Genomic DNA, 21,113 nt, shown 5'->3' with positions numbered 1-21,113 from the left:
TTGTAATACAGCGAAGGTGATCTTCTAAATTTTGTTTGATTTTATGAGCTGCTTGAAGTGTGGATGGAATTTTGATAGTATTAGACATAAGGACACCTCCAGAATACGTAACGCTATGACGTTTTATTATTGTTAAAATAATTGTATCAAGAGAGTGTCCTTTTACATAGAAAAAATAAAGCAGGAAGACTTAATTGTTTTCCTGCTTTATTTTTTCCTTAACTTAATGACATTGCATGGAAACCTGGGGTCAAGAACGCAATCAGAACTATCAAGCGTACCAACCAGGTCACTCTGTAGCTTTTTACACGATTCAAGTGCCTGATGATTTATTGAGTTATGAACCTAAAATACAACCAGCTATTGGGAACAATCCCATTTGGTTAAATTGGTCAGAAACAGGCAGCGAAGGGGGTTATTGTCTGGTGGCAGTATACTCTGACAGTGCGACACAAGTTGCCCAGAAGCATGTCTATTTATTTACTTTAGTGAATGGTGAAGCCAAAGTCTATGTGAGTAAAGAACAGCCAGTAGAAGAGCAACCTTATTTGTTTTTAAAAGAAACAAGCAATACAGAACTGAAAGAACAATTCACAAACCTTGTGAATAATCTTTAATTTTTTATTTAATCAAAAGGAAAAGAAAATTTATCATTGACAAAGTATCCGCTTTCATTTTATTCTGTAGCTACCCCTTGGGAAAGGGCAAAAGGAAGTTTTGAAAGGGATGGAAAAAATGAAGGAAACAAGTTTAGTAATTATTAAGCCAGATGGCGTTGAACGGAAGTTAGTTGGCAAAATCATTCAACGTTTTGAAGATAAAGGTATTGACTTATTGCACCTTAAATTCGAACGACTAACAGTAGAAACAGTGAAGGAACACTATGAGCATTTAAAAGATGAACTATTTTTCCCTGAATTATTAGCCTATATGACAAGTGGCCCAGTGGTTGTGATGGTCGTTGTAGGGGACAATGTGGTTAAAAAAGTGCGTAAATTAGTTGGAGCAACGAATCCGTTAGATGCTGAAAGTGGCACCTTACGAGCGGATTATGGGTTGTCTGTCACCAAAAATTTAATCCATGCTTCTGATTCTGTTCAATCAGCAAAAATTGAGATGCAACGGTTCTTTGGTTAATCAGCGAAAAAGAAGCAATCCTTTATTTTTTATAAAGGATTGCTTCTTTTTTATTAATTGTCAGAATATTCCGCTTAAATGGTTGACATCTGGAGGTAGAAGAGTAGTATAGACTACATACTAAATACTAAATGACTGCGTGTGCTTCAGGAGGATAAAATGATAACAAGTGATGAATTGACAGAAAACCTTAGTCCGTTTGAATTAAGTCTATTTTTAGAGAAGAAATTACATGAAGAAAATCATAATTTAGAAACATTGCTAAATGCAGGGCGAGGCAATCCTAATTGGACGGCGCCAACACCAAGGGAAGCCTTTTTTTTATTAGGTCAATTTGCTACAAAAGAAACGTTAAGAGAGGGGAGCGAACAAACGGCTGGTATGATTCAGCCAAGTTTTGGTAGAACGCAACGCTTCTTAAACTTTTTAGCAGAAAATCCTAGCAAAGGGGCAACTTTCTTACAAGAAATTTGGACAGCAGAGCATAACTATTTTGGGATGGATAAGGAAATGTGGTTAGATGCCATGTTAGACTATGTGATTGGGGATAATTATCCGAATCCTGTTCGTTGCTTGAAGGCGTGTGAACAACCGATTAAAGCATATTTAAATCAAGAATTATTTTCCAGCGAAGCACAACCGTTTGATATTTTTGCCGTTGAAGGTGGTACAGCAGGGATTTGTTACTTGTTTGATACGTTGGCAAATAATTATTTACTAGAAAAAGGTGATCGTATTGCGTTGTTATTACCAACGTTTGCTCCTTATCTAGAAATTCCAGAACTACCACGTTATGATTTTGACGTGGTTAAAATCAAAGCAGAGCAAATGATCATTGATGGAAAAACGACGTATCAATACTCAAACAAGGAAATTGATAAACTAAAAGACCCGTCCATCAAAGCGGTTTTTGTCGTAAATCCCAGCAATCCAACTGCCAATGCTATGGGAAAACCTACCATTGAACAAATCAAACAAATCGTTGCAGTGGATAACCCTAAGTTAATGATTTTAACAGATGACGTTTACGGAACCTTTGTGCCAGCTTTTCGTTCACTATTTACGGAGTTACCTTACAATACAACCTGTATCTATTCTTATTCTAAATACTTTGGCGCTACTGGTTGGCGTGTGGGGACTATTGCGGTTAGCCAAGAGAACATCTTTGATCAATTATTAAAAGAATTGCCAGTGGCTCGAAAAATGGAATTACAGGCACGTTATGCTACATTGAATGCAGACACAAGCCAAATTAACTTTATCAGCCGCTTAGTCGCAGACAGCCGCGATATTGCGTTGAACCATGCAGCGGGACTTTCTTCTATTCAGCAAGCGATGATGGCTTTATTTAGTTTGTATGCTTTGTTAAAAGACGGTCAAGCATATAAAGACGAAGTGATGGATATTTGTCATACGCGTGAAAAGCTCTTGTTCCGCACCTTAGGCATTGAAGAGCCTTTAGCAAGTTTAAATACAGCATACTATTGTGAAATTAACTTTAGAGATTGGACAGAAAAACGTTATGGCCCAGAATTTTCAAGTTATTTAACGAAATCGTGGACGATCACAAAAGTATTAACCTCTTTAGCAGAAAAAGAAAAATTAATGCTTTTAAAAGCGGATGCTTTCGGGAGTGACAAATGGTCAGTTCGAATTTCTTTAGCCAATTTAGCTACTAACCAATATAGTGAAGTTGGTAAACGAATGATTCGCCTATCTGAACACATTAAAGAAGAGTGGTTGCGCCAAAAGCGCCAAGCAATTAAATAAAAAAACGCTAAGTCTCTTAAGCTGCAAGAGGCTTAGCGTTTTTGTTTATTATTTATTCATTTTTCCGTCAGTTTTGGTTTATAAATGTTTGCTACACTGGAGATAAGAGGAAATTAAGCGTTTATAAAAAGGAGAGAAGTGAATGAAACATATTAAAGGAATGTTGGTTTTTATCGGATTATTTATTTTGGTTGGTTGTGCGCCAGATCAAGAGTCAACGAAACAAACAACAAGTGGACCGCAAGAGACAAAGCAAGTGAAGCAAGTTACCGTCACCAATCAAACGACTTCTGCGGTGGAAAAACAAGCGCCGACTAAAAATGACGAACTGATTGCTAATCAATTGACTTTTGATTCTCATGAATACACTTACGAAGTGGTTACAGGGGCCACACAAACGACATTTGGGACAACCCCACCAGCAAAATATACACCAGAAGAAAAAAAGAAAAAAATGTTTTGGTCCAATCAACCGCCTTTGGGATTAATGACGGGTAACTATTATAAAAATGAAGGTGTATTTACTGGCGGAAATTACGGCATTGTAGAGATTATTACGGAACCTGAAACGCAAAGGATTCTGAATGTTGAGTTTACAGAGTTTGCTAGTGATCCTTATTATGATACACGCTATTCGGGTGTCAACAAACGCCTGTCGGATTATCCTGAATTTCAAGCAAGCAACACGCGCACAGACGATACGTTAGTCACCGTTGTTAATGGTATTACTTATGTAGAAAAACAAATGCGTGACGAAAATCGTGTCACAGGTAATTTTTATACGGTACGCGGTTCATCAACTTCTGCGCGTGAAGGTTTAATGCCTTTAGCAGCAGAGATGGACACTTGGCTAAAAGAGCCATCGAAAGAAACGTATATCGGTTACGCAGAAGATTTAGGCAATGGCCTAATCGCTCGACTTCAAGTGATAACAGAAGAGCAGAAAATAAAACATGTCAGCTATGATGAATACTTTTCAGATGAACAGGAAAAAATCACAGAAACAGCCCTGCGGCCTTTTTATCGTCAATCGAAATATTATTCACCAGGATATAATAAACAAACCAACAATTCTTTTATTCATTTTGTAGATGCACTAACAAAGGCCATTACGACACAACAAACTTTATCCGTTAACGAAGAACAAGAGCTACAGCATCCGTCTTTTATGACTTATCAAAGATTGGCTGAAAAAATCAGCACGTTTCAAAATTCATTGAAGGAATAAAAAACGGAAGTGAGGCATAAGTCGTTTCGACTTATGCCCCACTTTCGTAATCTTAAGATTATCAGCTAAACCAAAGTGAGTTCTTTTTAAAGAAATACTTTTATTTTAGCCTTTTATAGATCTAAATAATTTTCTAAGTAATCTGCTAAACCATCTTGATCATTTGTTTTTTCAGTGACATCGTTGGCTACGGATTTAATTTTATCCGTGGCATTGTTCATAGCAACACCCCAACCAGCATAACTTAACATTTCTTCGTCATTATGTTCATCGCCAAAAGCAATGATATCAGCTGGTTTGACAGATAAAAAGTTCGCCACTTGATCAACGCCATGGGCCTTTTGAATTCCTTTTGCGACCATTTCTAAAATAGGCATTGGACCGCCCCAAGTGCGGACATCAATATAATCACCATATTGTTTTGTCAATGTATCAGCAACTTTTTCAGCTTGGTTTGGTGTGGTCCGAACCATCATTGAGGTAGGATTTGTTCGTAAATTTTTAGCAGTAAGTAAATTATCTAAGGTTGCTTTGGAAGCAAAAAATTTCGGATCGAACCCATCTAACGTATCGATATAAAATGTTTCTTTGTTTTCAGCAGCAACAAAATCTAATTGTAATTCTTTTTTCTGTGCCAAAATGTCAAAGACTAGGTCACGCTCAATATTGGCTTCGCTTTCCAAGTCCCATTTTTTCTCTGGAATGTGGACTAAAGCACCGTTAAAGTTAACCATAGGGGTCGTTAGGCCAAGTTGTTGGTAAAATTGATGACTCATTCTATAGGGACGTCCAGTGGCAATACTGACGTAATGACCGTTGTCAATCGCTTTTTTTAGTGTTTGTTCGGTTTTTGGACTGATTAAAGACTGTGCATTTAATGTTGTGCCGTCTAAATCAATAGCAATTAATTTTTTCAAGTAAAAATTCCTCCTAAATGCCTTTTACTCAGTCTAGCATAAAACCGAAGATTATCAAGGGGAGAAGCATGTTCATTTATAAGGTTTAAAAAAAAGCTTAAGAAGTATGCTACACTAAAATAAACCGTTTGAAAAAGGAGCGCAGAGCATCTTGAAAAATTCTAGAAATTATTTACGAGTGATCACCTTAATCTATTGTATCTATATGTGGTTATTTGCTACGCATTTTCATTTTATGGCGTTGAACGTGTTGTTAGCCTATATTCCAATTGAACTTAGTTATCTTTTAAACGCAGAAAAACGTAAAAGGGATTGGTTGATAGGTTTTGCTTGGTTAATTTTTTATCCTAATGCGCCGTACCTATTTACGGATTTTTTTCATTTAGAAACGCTATCTATTTATCGAGGCTTTAATACGATTTTTGCAAACCAAATTGGTGATTGGTGGGCGTTTGTTTGCTTAACTAGTGGGATTGTTATATATGGACTTTTAGGGATGAAAACAGTAACAACTGTTAGTCAGAAATTGCAAAGTTATTGTGACTATAGAACAATTGTAGTCTTTCAAGCCAGCCTTCATTTCTTGTCTGCTTTGGCGATTTATGTTGGACGTTTTGATCGATTACACAGTGTCTATCTTTTTATGAGTCCAATTGAAACAGTGAAAATTATCTTTTTTGACTGGTCCCTTCAAAAATTAATGTTTATTTTATTAATGATGTTTCTACAGATGCTGTTGTTTGGGCTAATCCAATTATTAGGAAAAGAAGAAGCAATGTAAAGCTTTTTCTTTTTTTTATATCTACAAAACACGAACATTATATAGAAAAATATATATAATAGTTAATATTTTGTTGTAAAAAGATAGCGATTCTCTTATAATCAAAGAGTAATTATTCGAAAACATGGATTTTAAGGGAGAGAAGTGCAATTATGAATACGTTTTTCAAATTAAAGGAAAACAAGACAACGGTATCAACTGAAATAATGGCAGGGGTTACGACCTTTTTTGCAATGAGTTATATTTTATTTGTTAATCCGTCCATTCTTTCAGAAACAGGGATGCCTTTTCAGGCTGTTTTTTTAGCGACCATTATTGCTTCAATCATCGGTACATTAATTATGGGGCTGTTTGCTAATGTACCTTACGCTCAAGCACCGGGGATGGGACTCAATGCTTTCTTCACGTTTACGGTCGTTTTTGGGATGGGGTATACATGGCAACAAGCATTAGCAATGGTTTTTATTTGTGGTTTGATTAATATTTTGATTACAGTGACAAAAATTCGCAAAATGATTATTAAAGCAATTCCAGAGAGTTTACAACATGCTATTGGTGGTGGGATTGGAATTTTTGTCGCTTATGTAGGGTTGAAAAATGCTGGCTTACTAAGTTTCACAGTACAAGCAGAACCTCAAAATGGTGTTGTGAATGGTTCGAGTATCGTGCCCGCTTTAGGAAATTTTGATAATCCAGCCATTATTTTGGCGGTAATTGGGTTAGTTTTAACAACGATTTTAGTTGTCACGAATGTTCGTGGGGCTATTTTAATTGGCATTGTGGTTACTACGTTAGTCGCAATTCCAATGGGGGTGGTAGACACTGCTTCGGTTGATTGGCATGCTAATTCGTTGGGCAATTCATTTAAAGAATTAGGTACAACATTTGGCGCTGCTTTTGGTGCTGAGGGCTTACAGTCATTGTTTAGCGATTCTTCAAAAATTCCTCAAGTTTTAATGACCATTATTGCCTTCAGTTTATCAGATACGTTTGATACAATTGGAACATTTATCGGTACGGGACGTCGAACAGGGATTTTCTCTAAAGAAGATGAATTAGCTTTAGAAGATAGTAAGGGTTTCAGCACTAAAATGGACAAAGCTCTATTTGCAGATGCTATTGCAACATCTATCGGTGCGATTTTTGGTACATCGAATACGACAACTTATGTAGAAAGTGCAGCAGGAATCGGTGCGGGTGGTCGAACAGGTTTGACATCGGTAGTGGTAGCAATTCTATTTGCCCTAAGTAGTCTTTTTTCACCACTTATTGCTATTGTGCCAGCACAAGCTACGGCTCCAGCGTTAATTTTAGTGGGAATTATGATGTTAGCTTCTTTCAAAGACATCAATTGGACGGATTTAGAAGATGCGATTCCAGCATTTTTTGCTTCAATTTTCATGGGATTATGTTATAGCATCTCTTATGGGATTGCTGCTGGGTTCATCTTTTATGCAGTGGTGAAAGTAGTCAAAGGAAAAGCCAAAGAAGTTTCACCAATTATTTGGGTCATTGATGCGTTGTTTATCTTAAACTTTGTAATCTTAGCTATTTTATAGTAAACAGAAGTGAGGCTGAGATAACAGCGGTTAGCTTCGAAGGTGTTGCATTTGTTCAGCTATTTATCTTAAGCCCAAGTGTTAAGAAGTCTGGCAGATTGGTCGTTTTGACCGGTCTGCCAGACTTCTTTTAAAAGAATTTTCTTTTGAGAGATTCACTCTTTTAGAGTATAGTGGTAGGTGAAGAGGTGATAAGGTGGATAAAAGTATGAAAATAAAATGGAAGCAGAATTTATTAGTCGCATGGATTGGTTGCTTTTTTACAGGGGCGAGTATTAGCTTAGTTATGCCGTTTATTCCAGTATATGTTGAACAATTAGGGACGCCTAAGAGTCAAGTAGAGTTGTTTTCTGGATTGGCAATTTCTGTCACGGCGTTTGCTGCTGCGATTGTTGCACCGATTTGGGGAAATTTAGCTGATCGAAAAGGTCGGAAAATTATGATGATTCGGGCTGCAGCAGGAATGACGATCACAATGGGGGCGTTAGCATTTGTCCCTAATGTATACTGGCTGTTGATTATGCGTTTTATGAACGGGATTTTATCCGGCTATATTCCTAACGCAACAGCGATGATTGCATCGCAGGCGCCAAAAGAGAAAAATGGCTGGGCTCTAGGGACATTATCAACAGGTGCAATTGCTGGGACGTTAATTGCGCCATCGATTGGCGGTGCGTTGGCACAGTGGTTTGGAATGGAAAATGTCTTTATTATTACCGGCGTTATTTTATTCATTACAACGTTGTTGACTATCTTTTTAGTTAAAGAAGATTTTCAACCAGTTGAGAAAAAGGATTTATTAACGACTAAAGAAATTTTTAGTAAGATGGATCATGTTTCAGTATTGATTGGTTTGTTTGTGACTACGTTAATTTTACAATTAGGAATTACAAGTATCAGCCCAATCTTAACGCTATATATTCGATCTTTAAGTGGCGATACAGAGAATGTATTATTTGTTAGTGGTTTGATTGTTTCGATTGCCGGCGTTTCAGCAATTATTTCTTCTCCAACTTTGGGAAAAATTGGGGACCGCATTGGGAACCAAAAAGTTTTATTAGGCGGATTAATTCTTTCTTTTATTTGTTACATTCCCATGGCGTTTGTGCAAACACCTTTTCAGTTAGGTGTTTTACGATTCCTTTTAGGTTTTTCAACAGGCGCATTAATGCCATCAATTAATACGTTAATTAGTAAAATAACGCCAACGGAGGGCGTAAGTAGAGTTTATAGTTACAATCAGATGTGTAGTAATTTCGGTCAAGTTTTAGGACCGATGGTAGGGTCAACAGTTGCCCATGGTTTTGGCTATTCTTCTGTTTTTCTGGTAACCGCTTGTTTCGTTTTAGGAAACATTGGGTTGTCCTTCTTTAATTTCCGAAAAGTTTTAAATAAAAAGCTCTAAACAGTTGAAAAGATAAAAAAACCAGTTACAATAACTTTAGTAACTGGTTTTTTCTTATTTAACAGGTTTGGTTTCTTTCGGTACTGCAAAGTGTGCAATTAATAAAACAATAACGGCTGTTGCCAACGATAGAATCGTTGTCATTTTAAAGTCGTATGAACCACCAGATAATGCACCGCCGATATATCCAACGACTTGGCCTAATGCGAAGGTCCAGAAAAATACAACAAGATAACGCATATGAGCACCTCTTTTCTAGCTCTTAGTTTAGCATATTTTCTTTAAAAGTAAAGAATCCGCGATAGGAAAATAAGAGAAGAGGCAAAAAATAGCAAGGATTCAAAAAGGAGCTGTCCAATGTCATTTCCACAATTACATACCGTTACTTCCTATTCGCTTTTATCTAGTACGGTTAGGATTCGTTCCTATGTAAAACAAGCGAAAGCGTTAGGTTATCAAACATTAGCGATTACCGATATCAATGTCTTGCATGGGGCGGTTGAATTTTATGAAGCATGCCAAGAAGCGGGAATTCAACCAATTATCGGTTTAAGATTAGAATATACCCCAGCAGAAAAAGAAGGGCATTCCGAGTTGCTTTTATTTGCTAAAAATTTAAAAGGTTATCAGCAATTAATGCAACTATCTAGCAGCAAAATGACAACAGAGGGTCCCTTTTACTTAGCGGAACATCAATCCTTATTAAGTGATTTATTTGCCGTGACTTTGTCAGCTAAAGGAGAAGTCGCCCAAACATTTTTTGAAGATGAACAACAAGCGGTTCACGCTTTCCAACAACTTGCTTCATATTTTGATCCCCAGTCGTTATTTGTTGAACATTCTTTTTCAATGAATCAACAACGCAATCCAGCGCTCTTTTCTTTTTACCAACGAGAACAATTACCTGGCGTGGCTTTGCAAGAGGTACGTCATTTAACAAGGGAAGAAGGCTTTGCCGTTACTGTTCTTGAGAGCATCAAAGAAAATAATCAATTGAATATTACAAGCCAAACACCGGAAATAGAAGGTCTGGATTACTTGCGCGAAGCAGAGACGACGATGGAACAAATGCTTCAAATAGCTGGTTCAGAAGTGGTCCAGAATACGATTCAGCTAGCTGAAAATTGCCGAGTTGACATTCCTTTACATCAAAAATTATTACCGCATTTTCCTGTGCCTGATAATCAAACGGCTGGTTCTTATTTACGCTCATTGTGTTTAGAAAAATTACCAGAAAGAGTGCCTCATCTAAATGAAGTTTACCAAAAACGATTAGAAAAAGAGTTAACCATCATTCACAATATGGGCTTTGATGATTACTTTTTAATCGTTTGGGATGTGATGGACTTCTGTCATAACAATCAAATTGTTACAGGCGCTGGCCGAGGTTCAGCTGCAGGCTCTTTAGTGTCCTATGTGTTATCAATTACAGATGTAGATCCAATCAAATATGATTTGCTTTTTGAACGTTTTTTGAATCCAGAACGCTACACGATGCCCGATATTGATTTAGATATTCCTGATAATCGGCGGGAGGAAGTTTTAGCTTATGTCAGTCAAAAATATGGTCATTATCATATGGCGCAAATTGCCACGTTTGGTACGATGGCTGCGAAAATGGTTTTACGGGACGTTGCACGTGTTTTCGGGTTGTCCCAGAGTGAAGCGAATCGTTGGTCGGCAGCTGTTCCTAACAAGCTAAAAATTACGTTAGAAGAAGCATACCAAGAGTCAAAACGGATGCAAGAATTGGTCAATTTTTCACCAAATAATCAATTGCTCTATAAAACAGCTGTTCAGCTAGAAGGATTGCCTCGTCATGTTTCTACGCACGCAGCAGGTGTGGTAATTAGTGATGAAAATCTTTTGAATTTGGTTCCGTTACAACCAGGATCGAATGAAATTTTATTGACCCAATTTACTATGAATGATGTTGAAAAAATTGGTCTTCTGAAAATGGATTTCTTGGGCTTAAGAAATTTATCCATCATTGATGATACCCTCACAGCTGTTAAACGCGTCTATAATCAAACCATTCGTTTAAATCAGATTCCATTAGATGACGAAACAACGCTGGCTTTATTTAGAAAAGGGGAAACAAGTGGTGTTTTCCAGTTTGAATCTGCTGGAATTCGGAATGTATTAAGAAAATTAGGGCCAACTAGCATTGAAGATATTGCTGCTGTCAATGCCTTGTATCGTCCTGGTCCGATGCAAAATATTGATGTTTTCATCCGCCGGAAAAAAGGCTTGGAACAAATTAGTTATCCAGAGCCTAGTCTCGCCCCCATTTTAGAAAATACGTACGGAATTATTGTTTACCAAGAGCAGATTATGCAAGTTGCTGCGAAAATGGCAGGCTTCTCTTTAGGGCAAGCTGACATTTTACGTCGGGCCATTAGTAAAAAGAAAAAAGATGTGCTAGATGAAGAACGGAATCATTTTGTTAATGGTGCGTTACAACAAGGCTATCCCCAAGAAACAGCTAACCAAGTGTACGATTATATTGAGCGCTTTGCTAATTATGGCTTTAACCGCTCGCATGCATTTGCCTATTCCTTTATTGGTTTTCAAATGGCTTACTTGAAGGTTCATTATCCAAGTGCTTTTTATGTCGCATTGTTGCACTCTGTTCGTCATAATCCAACAAAAATTAAAGAATATATTGGCGAAGCTAGAAAAAACAAGCAGACGATTTTGCAGCCGTCAATTAACCAAAGTCACTACAGCTTTTACCTAAATCAGCAACAGCAAATTTTATTTGGTTTTAGTTCTTTAAAAGGAATCCGCCGAGACTTCATTCAAAATATTTTAAATGAACGCCGAGAAAACGGACCGTACAAAACGTTCGATGAGTTTCTTTTGCGAATTGACCGTAAGTGGTTGAAAGTTGAAAATATCGAACCATTGATTGCCATCGGTGCATTTGACGAAATTGCGCCTAATCGCCGTCAATTAGCAGTAGGTTTAGAGAGTAATATCCAAAGTATTCTTCTCAGCGGTGGTAGTATGGATTTGTTAGAAACATTGAAGCCAAAGGAAGAAGAAATTGCCGATTATCCGCTAGAAGAGCGACTAGAACAAGAAGAACAATATTTAGGGGTCTATTTATCAGGACATCCGACAGAAGAGTTCAAAAAAACACGCTTAGCCAAGCAAACGCAACTTGTTCATGAACTTGTTGAAAATCAGCCCACGAAATTATTGATTTATGTCAAAAACATTCGGACGATTCGGACCAAAAAGGGAGAACAAATGGCCTTTGTTGATGGGGATGATACAACAGGAAGTATTTCACTAACGTTGTTCCCAACTGTTTTTCGCCAGTTAAGACAGAGTGTCGAGAAAGGGCAAGTTTATTATGTGGAAGGAAAAGTGGAACGCAGTACGTACAATCAAGAATTGCAAATATTGGTTCAACGAATAGAAAAAGCGCAACAAGTAGAAACATCAATTAGTGACGAAACGTGTTTTATCAGAATTACAAAAGATGTCGAACAAACGGACGTTTTTCAGAAAATGAAAGAGGTACTTAGTCGTCATGCTGGACACATTCCAGTGATTGTCTATTTTGAAAAAACAGGAAAGAAAATAGTATTAAATGAAGAAAATTGGGTCGCTCATACAAGCGCTAGTCAGCAACAATTAGCTTACGTTTTAGGCGAGCAAAACGTCATTTTCAAATGATTTACGGTAAAAAATACTAGTTGTTTTCAACTTTTTTCATTTTTTTCTTCTTAACTCAAGACATTTTGGTTCTTTAATGGTAAAATGAATGACGTAATATTTTTGTATATCAATTTTTGCGAAAAGGTTTCTTTTGGCAGTTGAAAGTATATTATATGAGGTGAAATAGCGAATGAAACGCATTGGTATTTTAACCAGCGGGGGAGATGCCCCTGGAATGAACGCTGCAATTCGTGCAGTCGTACGCAAAAGTATTTTTGATGGAATCGAAGTTTACGGTATTAACTATGGATTTGCCGGTTTAGTCGCAGGCGACATCCGTCGTTTAGATGTTGCTGACGTTGGCGATAAGATTCAACGTGGTGGAACATTCTTGTATTCTGCTCGTTATCCTGAATTTGCTACTGAAGAAGGGCAATTAAAAGGAATCGAACAATTGAAAAAATTCGGTATTGAAGGCTTAGTTGTTATTGGTGGAGACGGTTCTTATCATGGCGCAATGGCTTTGACAAAACGTGGTTTCCCGGCTGTTGGAATTCCTGGAACGATTGATAATGATATTCCTGGAACAGATTTCACAATCGGTTTTGATACAGCGATTAACACTGTTTTGGAATCAATTGACCGAATTCGTGATACAGCAACTTCTCATGTTCGTACATTCGTTATCGAAGTAATGGGACGTAACGCTGGTGATATCGCATTGTGGTCAGGCGTGGCAGGCGGAGCAGATGAAATCATTATTCCTGAACATGATTTTGATATGAAAAACGTTGCCAAACGTATTCAAGAAGGCCGTGACCGCGGGAAAAAACATTGCTTAATCATTTTAGCAGAAGGCGTAATGGGCGGAAATGAATTTGCTGATAAACTTTCTGAATACGGTGATTTCCATACGCGTGTATCAATTTTAGGACACGTGGTTCGTGGGGGCTCGCCAAGTGCTCGTGACCGTGTATTAGCAAGTAAATTTGGGTCATATGCTGTTGAACTTCTAAAAGAAGGCAAAGGCGGTTTATGTATCGGTATGTTAGATAACCAAGTAGTTGCAGCTGATATTATTGACACGTTAGAAAACAATAAACACAAACCAGATTTATCTCTTTATGAGTTAAATCATGAAATTTCTTTTTAATCTTGTATATTAGCTAATCTTATTAGCTTTGTATAAACAAATTTGGAATAGGAGCGTTTTAGTAATGAAAAAAACGAAAATCGTATGTACGATTGGACCAGCTAGTGAATCCGTTGATATGCTAGTAAACTTAATTAATGCAGGTATGAATGTTTGCCGTTTGAACTTTTCACATGGTGACTACGAAGAGCATGGTGCTCGTATTAAAAACATTCGTGAAGCTGTAAAAATTACAGGGAAACGCGTAGCGATCTTACTAGATACAAAAGGTCCTGAAATCCGCACAAATGACATGGAAAATGGCGCAATCACAATGAAAATTGGTGATTCAGTACGTATTTCTATGACAGAAGTTTTAGGAACAAATGAAAAATTCTCAATCACTTATCCAGAATTAATCAATGATGTAAACGTAGGTTCACACATTCTTTTAGATGATGGTTTAATCGATTTAGAAGTAACTGATATCGACCGTGATGCAAACGAAATCGTAACAGTTGTTAAAAACGAAGGCGTCTTGAAAAACAAAAAAGGCGTTAACGTACCAGGCGTTTCTGTAAACTTACCAGGGATCACTGAAAAAGATGCTAACGATATCCGTTTCGGAATTGGTCAAGGAATTGACTTTATCGCAGCTAGCTTCGTTCGTCGTGCTTCTGACGTTTTAGAAATCACTAAAATTTTAGAAGAAGAAAACGCAACACACATCCAAATCATTCCTAAAATCGAAAACCAAGAAGGTATCGATAATATCGATGAAATCTTAAAAGTTTCTGATGGTTTAATGGTTGCTCGTGGTGACATGGGTGTTGAAATTCCAACAGAAGATGTTCCAGTTGTCCAAAAAGCTTTAATTAAAAAATGTAATGCTTTAGGTAAACCAGTTATCACTGCAACACAAATGTTAGATTCAATGCAACGTAACCCACGTCCAACACGTGCGGAAGCAAATGACGTAGCAAACGCAATCTACGATGGAACAGATGCAGTAATGTTATCAGGCGAAACTGCAGCAGGGGATTACCCATTAGAAGCTGTTCAAACAATGGCTCGTATTGCAGTTCGTACAGAAGAAACATTAGTTAACCAAGATTCATTCGCATTGAAATTATATAGCAAAACAGATATGACTGAAGCAATCGGACAATCTGTTGGCCATACAGCACGTAACTTGGGTATCCAAACAATCGTTGCGGCAACAGAATCAGGCCATACAGCACGTATGATCTCTAAATACCGTCCAAAAGCACATATCGTTGCAATTACGTTCTCAGAACAAAAAGCACGTAGCTTATCATTATCATGGGGTGTTTACGCAACAGTTGCTGACAAACCATCAAGCACAGATGAAATGTTTAATTTAGCTTCAAAAGTATCACAAGAAGAAGGTTATGCTTCAGAAGGTGATTTAATCATTATCACTGCTGGTGTTCCAGTTGGCGAAAAAGGCACAACAAACTTAATGAAAATTCAAATGATCGGTTCTAAATTAGTTCAAGGTCAAGGTGTCGGCGAAGAAGCAATTATTGCAAAAGCCGTTGTTGCAGGAACTGCTGAAGAAGCAGTTGCTAAAGCGACTGAAGGGGCTATTTTAGTTACAAAAACAACAGATAAAGAATACATGCCTGCAATTGAAAAAGCATCAGCATTAGTTGTTGAAGAAGGTGGTTTAACTTCTCATGCAGCTGTTGTAGCGATTGCGCAAAATATTCCAGTTATCGTAGGTGCTGCAGATGCAACATCATTAATTAATAATGACGAAGTGATTACTGTTGATCCTCGTCGTGGTATTGTTTACCGCGGAGCAACAACAGCTATCTAAATCTAATTAATTCAATCATTTGATTTTAAGCAATATGTACTCGGACGCAAAGCTGGGACAAACCGATTCGTCAGTTTGTCTCAGCTTTTTTTACAAGGAAGACAGTAGTATGAAATGTTCAGAAACACGTATTCAGTAAATAAAGAGTTGGGCGCAAATAGTAAAATTATGTCTGAGTTTTAAATTATTTATGTTATTTCACACAAAAATTTTGTTATTTAATTAAATAAGCGCTAAGTTATCTTCAACAGAAAAACAATTATAAAAAAAACGAAAGAAAAACAGGAAATAAGAAAGGGCTGTCAAGAAAATTTCATTGACAAAGCTTTCATACCCCTGTATAATAGCTTTTGTTGCTTAGGAGTGATAATTATGAAGTGGTCTTTGTTAGAATTAAATAAATACAAAGAAGAGCCGCTAGTGTTTTCAGAAACATTGCATCTTAAAGAAGAGCTTCTTCAACGAGATGATACCTTGTTGGATGTAAGTCCAATCAAAGTAGAAGGCTTATTAGCAGTCAATAAATCAGAATATTTACTTCATTACACTATTCAGGTAACTGTAACCGTTCCTTCATCCCGTTCTTTAGAACCTGTGGCTTTGCCAATGCAAATCACGGTCGATGAAGTCTTTATGACAAAAGAACAAATGGATACAAGAGATGAACGATTTGCAGCTGAAGAGATTATTTTATTGGACAAGCCAACAATTGATTTAGATGAATCTGTCGAAGACAACATTCTATTGTCCATTCCAATTCAAGTGCTTACAGAAGAAGAACAAAACAGTCAAGAAATGCCAAGTGGCAATGACTGGGAAGTGATTTCAGAAGAAGCATATTTGGAAAGTAAGCAGAAAGCAGCAGAACAAACAGTGGATCCTCGTCTGGCTAAACTATCAGAATTACTCAGCGATAATGCTGAAGAGGAAGATAACAGCTAGGTTGGAATATATTGTGTATGTAAATACACGCATCTTTACAAGGAGGTGGAACAACAATGGCAGTACCAGCTAGAAGAACTTCTAAAGCGAAAAAAGCAAAACGTCGCACACACTACAAATTAACAATCAAAGGCTTAAATGCATGCTCAAACTGTGGTGAAATGAAAAAAAGCCATCACGTATGTCCAGCATGTGGTCACTATGATGGAAAAGACGTAATGTCTAAAGAAGCATAAGCATAAAAACATTTTTTGAAATGTTGAATCCCCTAGGCTAACCATGGAGCCTAGGGGATTTGTATTTTTTTAAGAAAATATGAAGAAATTGGAAATTTATTGGCACTATATTGTTTTCATATGAAAGATAGTGCGTTATAATAGTGAGGATTATAAGAGAATGCTCATAGAATTTTCGTTGATTATAATATAGGAGGTCATAAAATGACAAAACAACAATTTGGCGTAGTCGGCATGGCTGTCATGGGAAAAAATCTTGCTTTAAACATTGAAAGCAGAGGCTATACAGTTGCGCTGTATAACCGTACAGGATCAAAAACAACAGAAGTGGTTGAAGAACATCCTGACAAAAACTTTCAAGCAACATACTCAATTGAGGAATTTGTGAATGCAATTGAAAAACCTCGTCGAATTATGTTGATGGTTAAAGCTGGACCTGCAACAGATGCGACAATCCAAGAATTGTTACCACACCTTGATAAAGGCGACATCTTAATTGATGGCGGTAATACGTTCTTCAAAGACACAATGCGACGTAATGAAGAACTAGCAAACTCAGGAATTAACTTTATTGGTACTGGCGTTTCTGGCGGAGAAGAAGGAGCCTTGAAAGGACCATCTATCATGCCTGGCGGACAAAAAGAAGCGTATGAGTTAGTTGCGCCAATTCTTGAAAAAATTTCAGCTAAAGCAGAAGACGGTGAACCATGTGTGACTTACATTGGCCCAAATGGTGCTGGACATTATGTAAAAATGGTTCATAATGGGATTGAATATGGGGACATGCAATTAATTGCTGAATCCTACGATTTAATGAAACAAATCTTAGGCTTATCTGTTGATGAAATGGCAGAGATTTTCAAAGAATGGAACGAAGGCGAATTAGACAGTTACCTTATTGAGATCACGGCTGACATTTTGACACGTAAAGATGATGAAGGAACCGACCAACCAATCGTTGATGTTATTCTTGATGCAGCAGGCAACAAAGGAACAGGTAAATGGACAAGCCAAAGTGCGTTAGATCTTGGCGTACCATTACCATTAATTACAGAATCAGTATTTGCACGTTTTATTTCGGCTTACAAAGAAGAACGCGTAAAAGCAAGTGGCATTTTATCAAAACCTGCAGCCTTTAACTTTGCAGGCGATAAAAAAGAATTGATTGAAAAAATTCGCGAAGCATTATACTTTAGTAAATTAATGAGTTATGCGCAAGGTTTTGCACAACTCCGTGCAGCTTCTGAAGAATACGGATGGGATTTACCATTTGGTGAAATTGCAAAAATCTGGCGAGCAGGTTGTATTATCCGTGCACAATTCTTACAAAAAATTACCGATGCATATGAAAAAAATCCAGCACTTGAAAACTTGTTGTTAGATGAATACTTCGTAGAAATTACGAAAAAATATCAACAAGCCGTTCGTGAAGTTGTTGCGATTGCTGTTCAAGCAGGTGTTCCTGTACCAACATTCTCATCTGCAATTGCTTATTACGATTCTTATCGTTCAGATCGCTTACCAGCGAATTTAATTCAAGCACAACGTGATTACTTCGGTGCTCATACGTACGAACGCACAGACAAAGAAGGAATCTACCATTACAGCTGGTACAACGAAGAATAAACACGCTGGAGACCATGAGTGTGGCTCACCATGCTCATGTTTTTACTGTGGCTTAAAAAAGAACCAGACAGATTGAGTAGTAATTCTCTAATAAGTAGTAAGGAATAAAAAGGTTGAGCTTGAGTATAGCTTTTAAAGAGAAAGGACAATTAATCAAATGAGCAACATTTTAATTATTGAAGATGAAAAGAACTTAGCGAGATTCGTTGAGCTTGAATTAAAACATGAGGGGTATACGACAGAAGTACACTACAATGGTCGTACAGGATTGGAAGCCGCTCTTAACAACGAATGGGATGCTATCCTTCTTGATTTGATGTTACCAGAATTAAATGGATTAGAAGTATGTCGCCGTGTTCGCCAAGTGAAAAATACACCAATTATTATGATGACTGCGCGTGATTCAGTAATTGACCGTGTTTCTGGCTTAGACCATGGAGCGGATGATTATATTGTTAAACCATTTGCAATTGAAGAATTGTTAGCTCGTTTACGTGCGTTACTTCGTCGTATTGATATTGAGGGCGATAAAAACGTTGCAAAACAAACAACGATTACATATCGTGACTTAACAATTGAAAAAGAAAATCGTGTCGTTCGTCGTAATTCTGAAATGATTGAATTAACAAAACGCGAATACGAATTACTATTAACGCTAATGGAAAACGTGAACGTTGTCTTGGCACGTGATGTGTTACTAAATAAAGTTTGGGGCTATGAAACAGAAGTAGAAACAAACGTTGTGGATGTATATATCCGCTACTTGCGAAATAAAATTGACGTACCTGGAGAAGAGAGCTACATCCAAACTGTCCGTGGAACTGGCTACGTTATGCGTTCGTGAGAACTAATTAATGAAAAGAACGATTAAAAAAGAACTGGAAGGCCCATCTTTAACTATAAAGTGGGCTTTCGCAAGTTCTTTCTTTATATTTGTAGTTTTTACCATTTTTGCGGTGATTACCTATAAGTCTTCTGTCAGTCTTATTGTTGCCAAAGAAAAGGAAAATGTCGAAGCAACGATTGCAGAAGTAACAAATCGATTAGCTAATGCCAATGAAAATTTAACGGTAACAGACGTTTTTGACTATTTAAAAACGCCGAGTGAAAGAGATGAAAACTACTATAATAAGCATACAGCAGTAGAAGGTTCGTTTATGGAAATGGACAGTTTCATATCTGAACTAGGACAACCAGAACTTTATTTATCTGTGTATGACACAAACCAAAAGCTAGTTTTTAAAACACAAAATGAATATGATAAGTTATTACAATTGGATCGACAATTACCTGTTGTTCGAACCGTTTTTGATAAAACCGGTTTTTATTCCGTGGAACCTATTTTTTCAAAAGAAACACGAGAAAAGATTGGCTATATTCAAGCGTTTTATGAACTTTCTTCTTTTTATGAAATTCGTAATCATTTATTATTAACACTTGTAGTTTTAGAAGTGATTTCTCTGATTGTAAGTAGTGTCTTAGGCTTTATCCTCTCTTCTTATTTCTTAAAACCATTAAAAGTATTGAGAGACACGATGGATACAATCCGCAAAGACCCGCAATCAGATGTCCACATGCCGGAGATTAATACGAGAGATGAGTTAGCAGATATCTCGGAAATCTTTAATGAAATGTTAGATCGTATGAGACGCTATATCGAACAACAAGAGCAGTTTGTTGAAGATGTTTCCCATGAATTAAGAACGCCCGTTGCGATTATGGAAGGCCATTTAAACCTTTTAAATCGTTGGGGAAAAGACGATCCTGAAATTTTAGATGAATCATTAAAGGCCAGTTTACAAGAAATTAGTCGTATGAAGAGTTTGGTCCAAGAAATGCTTGACCTTTCACGCGCTGAACAAGTGGACACCCAATATGCAAATGAACGAACAGATGCTAAACAAGTAGTCTACCAAGTATTTAATAACTTCCAATTGGTTTATCCTGAGTTTCATATCACATTAGATGACGATTTACCAACCGAAGTTGAACTGAAAATCTATCGTAATCACTTTGAACAATTGCTAATTATTCTATTAGATAATGCGATTAAATATTCAACAGATCGAAAAGAAGTGCATATTTCCATTTCTCGAACGATGAATGAATTTGAAATAGCTGTGCAAGATTTTGGTGAAGGAATCACTGAAGAAGACTTGGAGAAAATATTTGATCGATTCTACCGAGTAGATAAAGCCCGTGCAAGAAATAAAGGCGGTAATGGCTTAGGACTATCGATTGCAAAACAATTAGTCGAAAACTATAAAGGACGTATTGATGCAGAAAGCGTATTGCATCAAGGAACGATCTTTAGAATTTTTATTCCAATCGCTGGAATAAAAGAAGAGAGCAACGTACAATAAAGTACGTTGCTTTTTTTACGAATGATTAACGAACATTTCAGTAAGAGAAAAGGGATTATAAGATAAAGAAACGAATGTTTTCTTTGCAGAAAATATTCATCGTTCGAAATTGAAAAAAATGTTATTTTTCTGCAAAATAATAGTTGCGTTTTAGAAAAATCCTTGGTATATTAATATCTGTTCTGACAAACAGTTCGTTAAGAAAAAAGTTTTAAAAAGTTAAAAATTTTTCTTGACGAAAAGATAAATAACATGTTAGAATAACAAAGTCGTTAAAGAGATTGCTTTTAAATCAATCATTTGATCAAAAAAACTTGTTATAAAATAACAAAAAAGTTTTAAAAAGTTGTTGACAAACAACTGAGATAATGATAAGATATAGAAGTTGTCACAGCAGACGGCAACGACCGAGCAAAACAACTTAAAAGAACTTTTTTAAAAAAGTTCTTGACATTCAAACGAAAGTTTGTTATGATATAAAAGTTGCTGCGAGGTAACGTAGACC

General features: G+C 36.9%; 16 protein-coding genes and 1 pseudogene. 15 read left to right on the top strand and 2 right to left on the bottom strand.

Going from position 1 to position 21,113, the window contains the following annotated elements; translation table 11 throughout:
* Positions 1 to 236 precede the first annotated feature (236 nt).
* The 4 genes and pseudogenes from KQI94_RS11430 to KQI94_RS11415 all read left to right on the top strand — a co-directional run.
* Positions 237 to 617, top strand: a pseudogene (locus KQI94_RS11430) (DUF4767 domain-containing protein); the annotation flags it as partial.
* A 109-nt stretch (positions 618 to 726) separates the two neighbouring features.
* Entirely contained in the window at positions 727 to 1,137 is a 411-nt protein-coding gene (gene ndk / locus KQI94_RS11425) for a nucleoside-diphosphate kinase (RefSeq protein ID WP_002381321.1), read from the top strand.
* 159 nt (positions 1,138 to 1,296) lie between these two features.
* On the top strand, positions 1,297 to 2,907 hold the full coding sequence (gene aspD, locus KQI94_RS11420; RefSeq protein ID WP_002368266.1) for an aspartate 4-decarboxylase: 1,611 nt from the start codon (positions 1,297 to 1,299) through the stop codon (positions 2,905 to 2,907).
* A gap of 142 nt (positions 2,908 to 3,049) precedes the next feature.
* Positions 3,050 to 4,135, top strand: a complete 1,086-nt coding sequence (locus tag KQI94_RS11415) for a hypothetical protein (protein WP_002390172.1) — start codon at positions 3,050 to 3,052, stop codon at positions 4,133 to 4,135.
* Positions 4,136 to 4,248: 113 nt separating this feature from the next.
* Here KQI94_RS11415 and KQI94_RS11410 read toward each other — a convergent pair whose 3' ends face one another.
* Positions 4,249 to 5,052, bottom strand: coding sequence for a Cof-type HAD-IIB family hydrolase (locus tag KQI94_RS11410; RefSeq protein ID WP_002355941.1), 804 nt, complete (start codon positions 5,050 to 5,052; stop codon positions 4,249 to 4,251).
* 205 nt (positions 5,053 to 5,257) lie between these two features.
* Between KQI94_RS11410 and KQI94_RS11405 the strand changes: the two genes are divergently transcribed.
* The 3 genes from KQI94_RS11405 (at position 5,258) to KQI94_RS11395 (ending at position 8,797) form a co-directional block, all read left to right on the top strand.
* On the top strand, positions 5,258 to 5,833 hold the full coding sequence (locus KQI94_RS11405; protein WP_002386206.1) for a DUF1361 domain-containing protein: 576 nt from the start codon (positions 5,258 to 5,260) through the stop codon (positions 5,831 to 5,833).
* A gap of 152 nt (positions 5,834 to 5,985) precedes the next feature.
* Complete coding sequence (locus KQI94_RS11400) at positions 5,986 to 7,392, top strand: NCS2 family permease (RefSeq protein ID WP_002355943.1); 1,407 nt, start codon at positions 5,986 to 5,988, stop codon at positions 7,390 to 7,392.
* Between the two features lie 208 nt (positions 7,393 to 7,600).
* Entirely contained in the window at positions 7,601 to 8,797 is a 1,197-nt protein-coding gene (locus KQI94_RS11395) for a multidrug efflux MFS transporter (protein WP_002381323.1), read from the top strand.
* Between the two features lie 54 nt (positions 8,798 to 8,851).
* Here the strand turns inward: KQI94_RS11395 and KQI94_RS11390 are convergent, their stop codons facing one another.
* The gene (locus tag KQI94_RS11390; RefSeq protein WP_002368270.1) at positions 8,852 to 9,037 is read right to left on the bottom strand and encodes a YjzD family protein; all 186 of its coding nucleotides are present in this window, start codon (positions 9,035 to 9,037) and stop codon (positions 8,852 to 8,854) included.
* 117 nt (positions 9,038 to 9,154) lie between these two features.
* On the opposite strand from KQI94_RS11390, the gene dnaE reads away from it, so the two are divergent.
* From dnaE to KQI94_RS11350, 8 genes are all read left to right on the top strand, one after another.
* Positions 9,155 to 12,484, top strand: a complete 3,330-nt coding sequence (gene dnaE, locus KQI94_RS11385) for a DNA polymerase III subunit alpha (RefSeq protein ID WP_002368271.1) — start codon at positions 9,155 to 9,157, stop codon at positions 12,482 to 12,484.
* Between the two features lie 172 nt (positions 12,485 to 12,656).
* Entirely contained in the window at positions 12,657 to 13,619 is a 963-nt protein-coding gene (pfkA, locus tag KQI94_RS11380) for a 6-phosphofructokinase (protein WP_002355947.1), read from the top strand.
* A 64-nt stretch (positions 13,620 to 13,683) separates the two neighbouring features.
* Positions 13,684 to 15,441, top strand: coding sequence for a pyruvate kinase (gene pyk / locus KQI94_RS11375; RefSeq protein WP_002355949.1), 1,758 nt, complete (start codon positions 13,684 to 13,686; stop codon positions 15,439 to 15,441).
* Between the two features lie 372 nt (positions 15,442 to 15,813).
* Positions 15,814 to 16,383 (top strand): YceD family protein, encoded by a 570-nt coding sequence (locus KQI94_RS11370; RefSeq protein WP_002363429.1) that lies wholly within the window; start codon positions 15,814 to 15,816, stop codon positions 16,381 to 16,383.
* Positions 16,384 to 16,439: 56 nt separating this feature from the next.
* Positions 16,440 to 16,619 carry a 50S ribosomal protein L32 gene (rpmF, locus tag KQI94_RS11365; protein ID WP_002355952.1) on the top strand — a complete coding sequence of 60 codons (180 nt, stop codon included), beginning with the start codon at positions 16,440 to 16,442 and terminating at the stop codon, positions 16,617 to 16,619.
* A gap of 204 nt (positions 16,620 to 16,823) precedes the next feature.
* A complete protein-coding gene (gene gndA / locus KQI94_RS11360) occupies positions 16,824 to 18,245 on the top strand; it encodes an NADP-dependent phosphogluconate dehydrogenase (RefSeq protein ID WP_002355953.1) in 1,422 nt (473 codons plus the stop codon).
* A gap of 157 nt (positions 18,246 to 18,402) precedes the next feature.
* Positions 18,403 to 19,089, top strand: coding sequence for a response regulator transcription factor (locus KQI94_RS11355; RefSeq protein WP_002355954.1), 687 nt, complete (start codon positions 18,403 to 18,405; stop codon positions 19,087 to 19,089).
* 10 nt (positions 19,090 to 19,099) lie between these two features.
* On the top strand, positions 19,100 to 20,608 hold the full coding sequence (locus KQI94_RS11350) for a HAMP domain-containing histidine kinase (RefSeq protein WP_002363430.1): 1,509 nt from the start codon (positions 19,100 to 19,102) through the stop codon (positions 20,606 to 20,608).
* Positions 20,609 to 21,113: the final 505 nt, after the last annotated feature.

The organism is Enterococcus sp. S183_ASV_20, from assembly GCF_018919685.1.
Lineage (GTDB): Bacteria > Bacillota > Bacilli > Lactobacillales > Enterococcaceae > Enterococcus > Enterococcus faecalis.
This window is presented reverse-complemented; position numbering and strand designations above follow the sequence as displayed.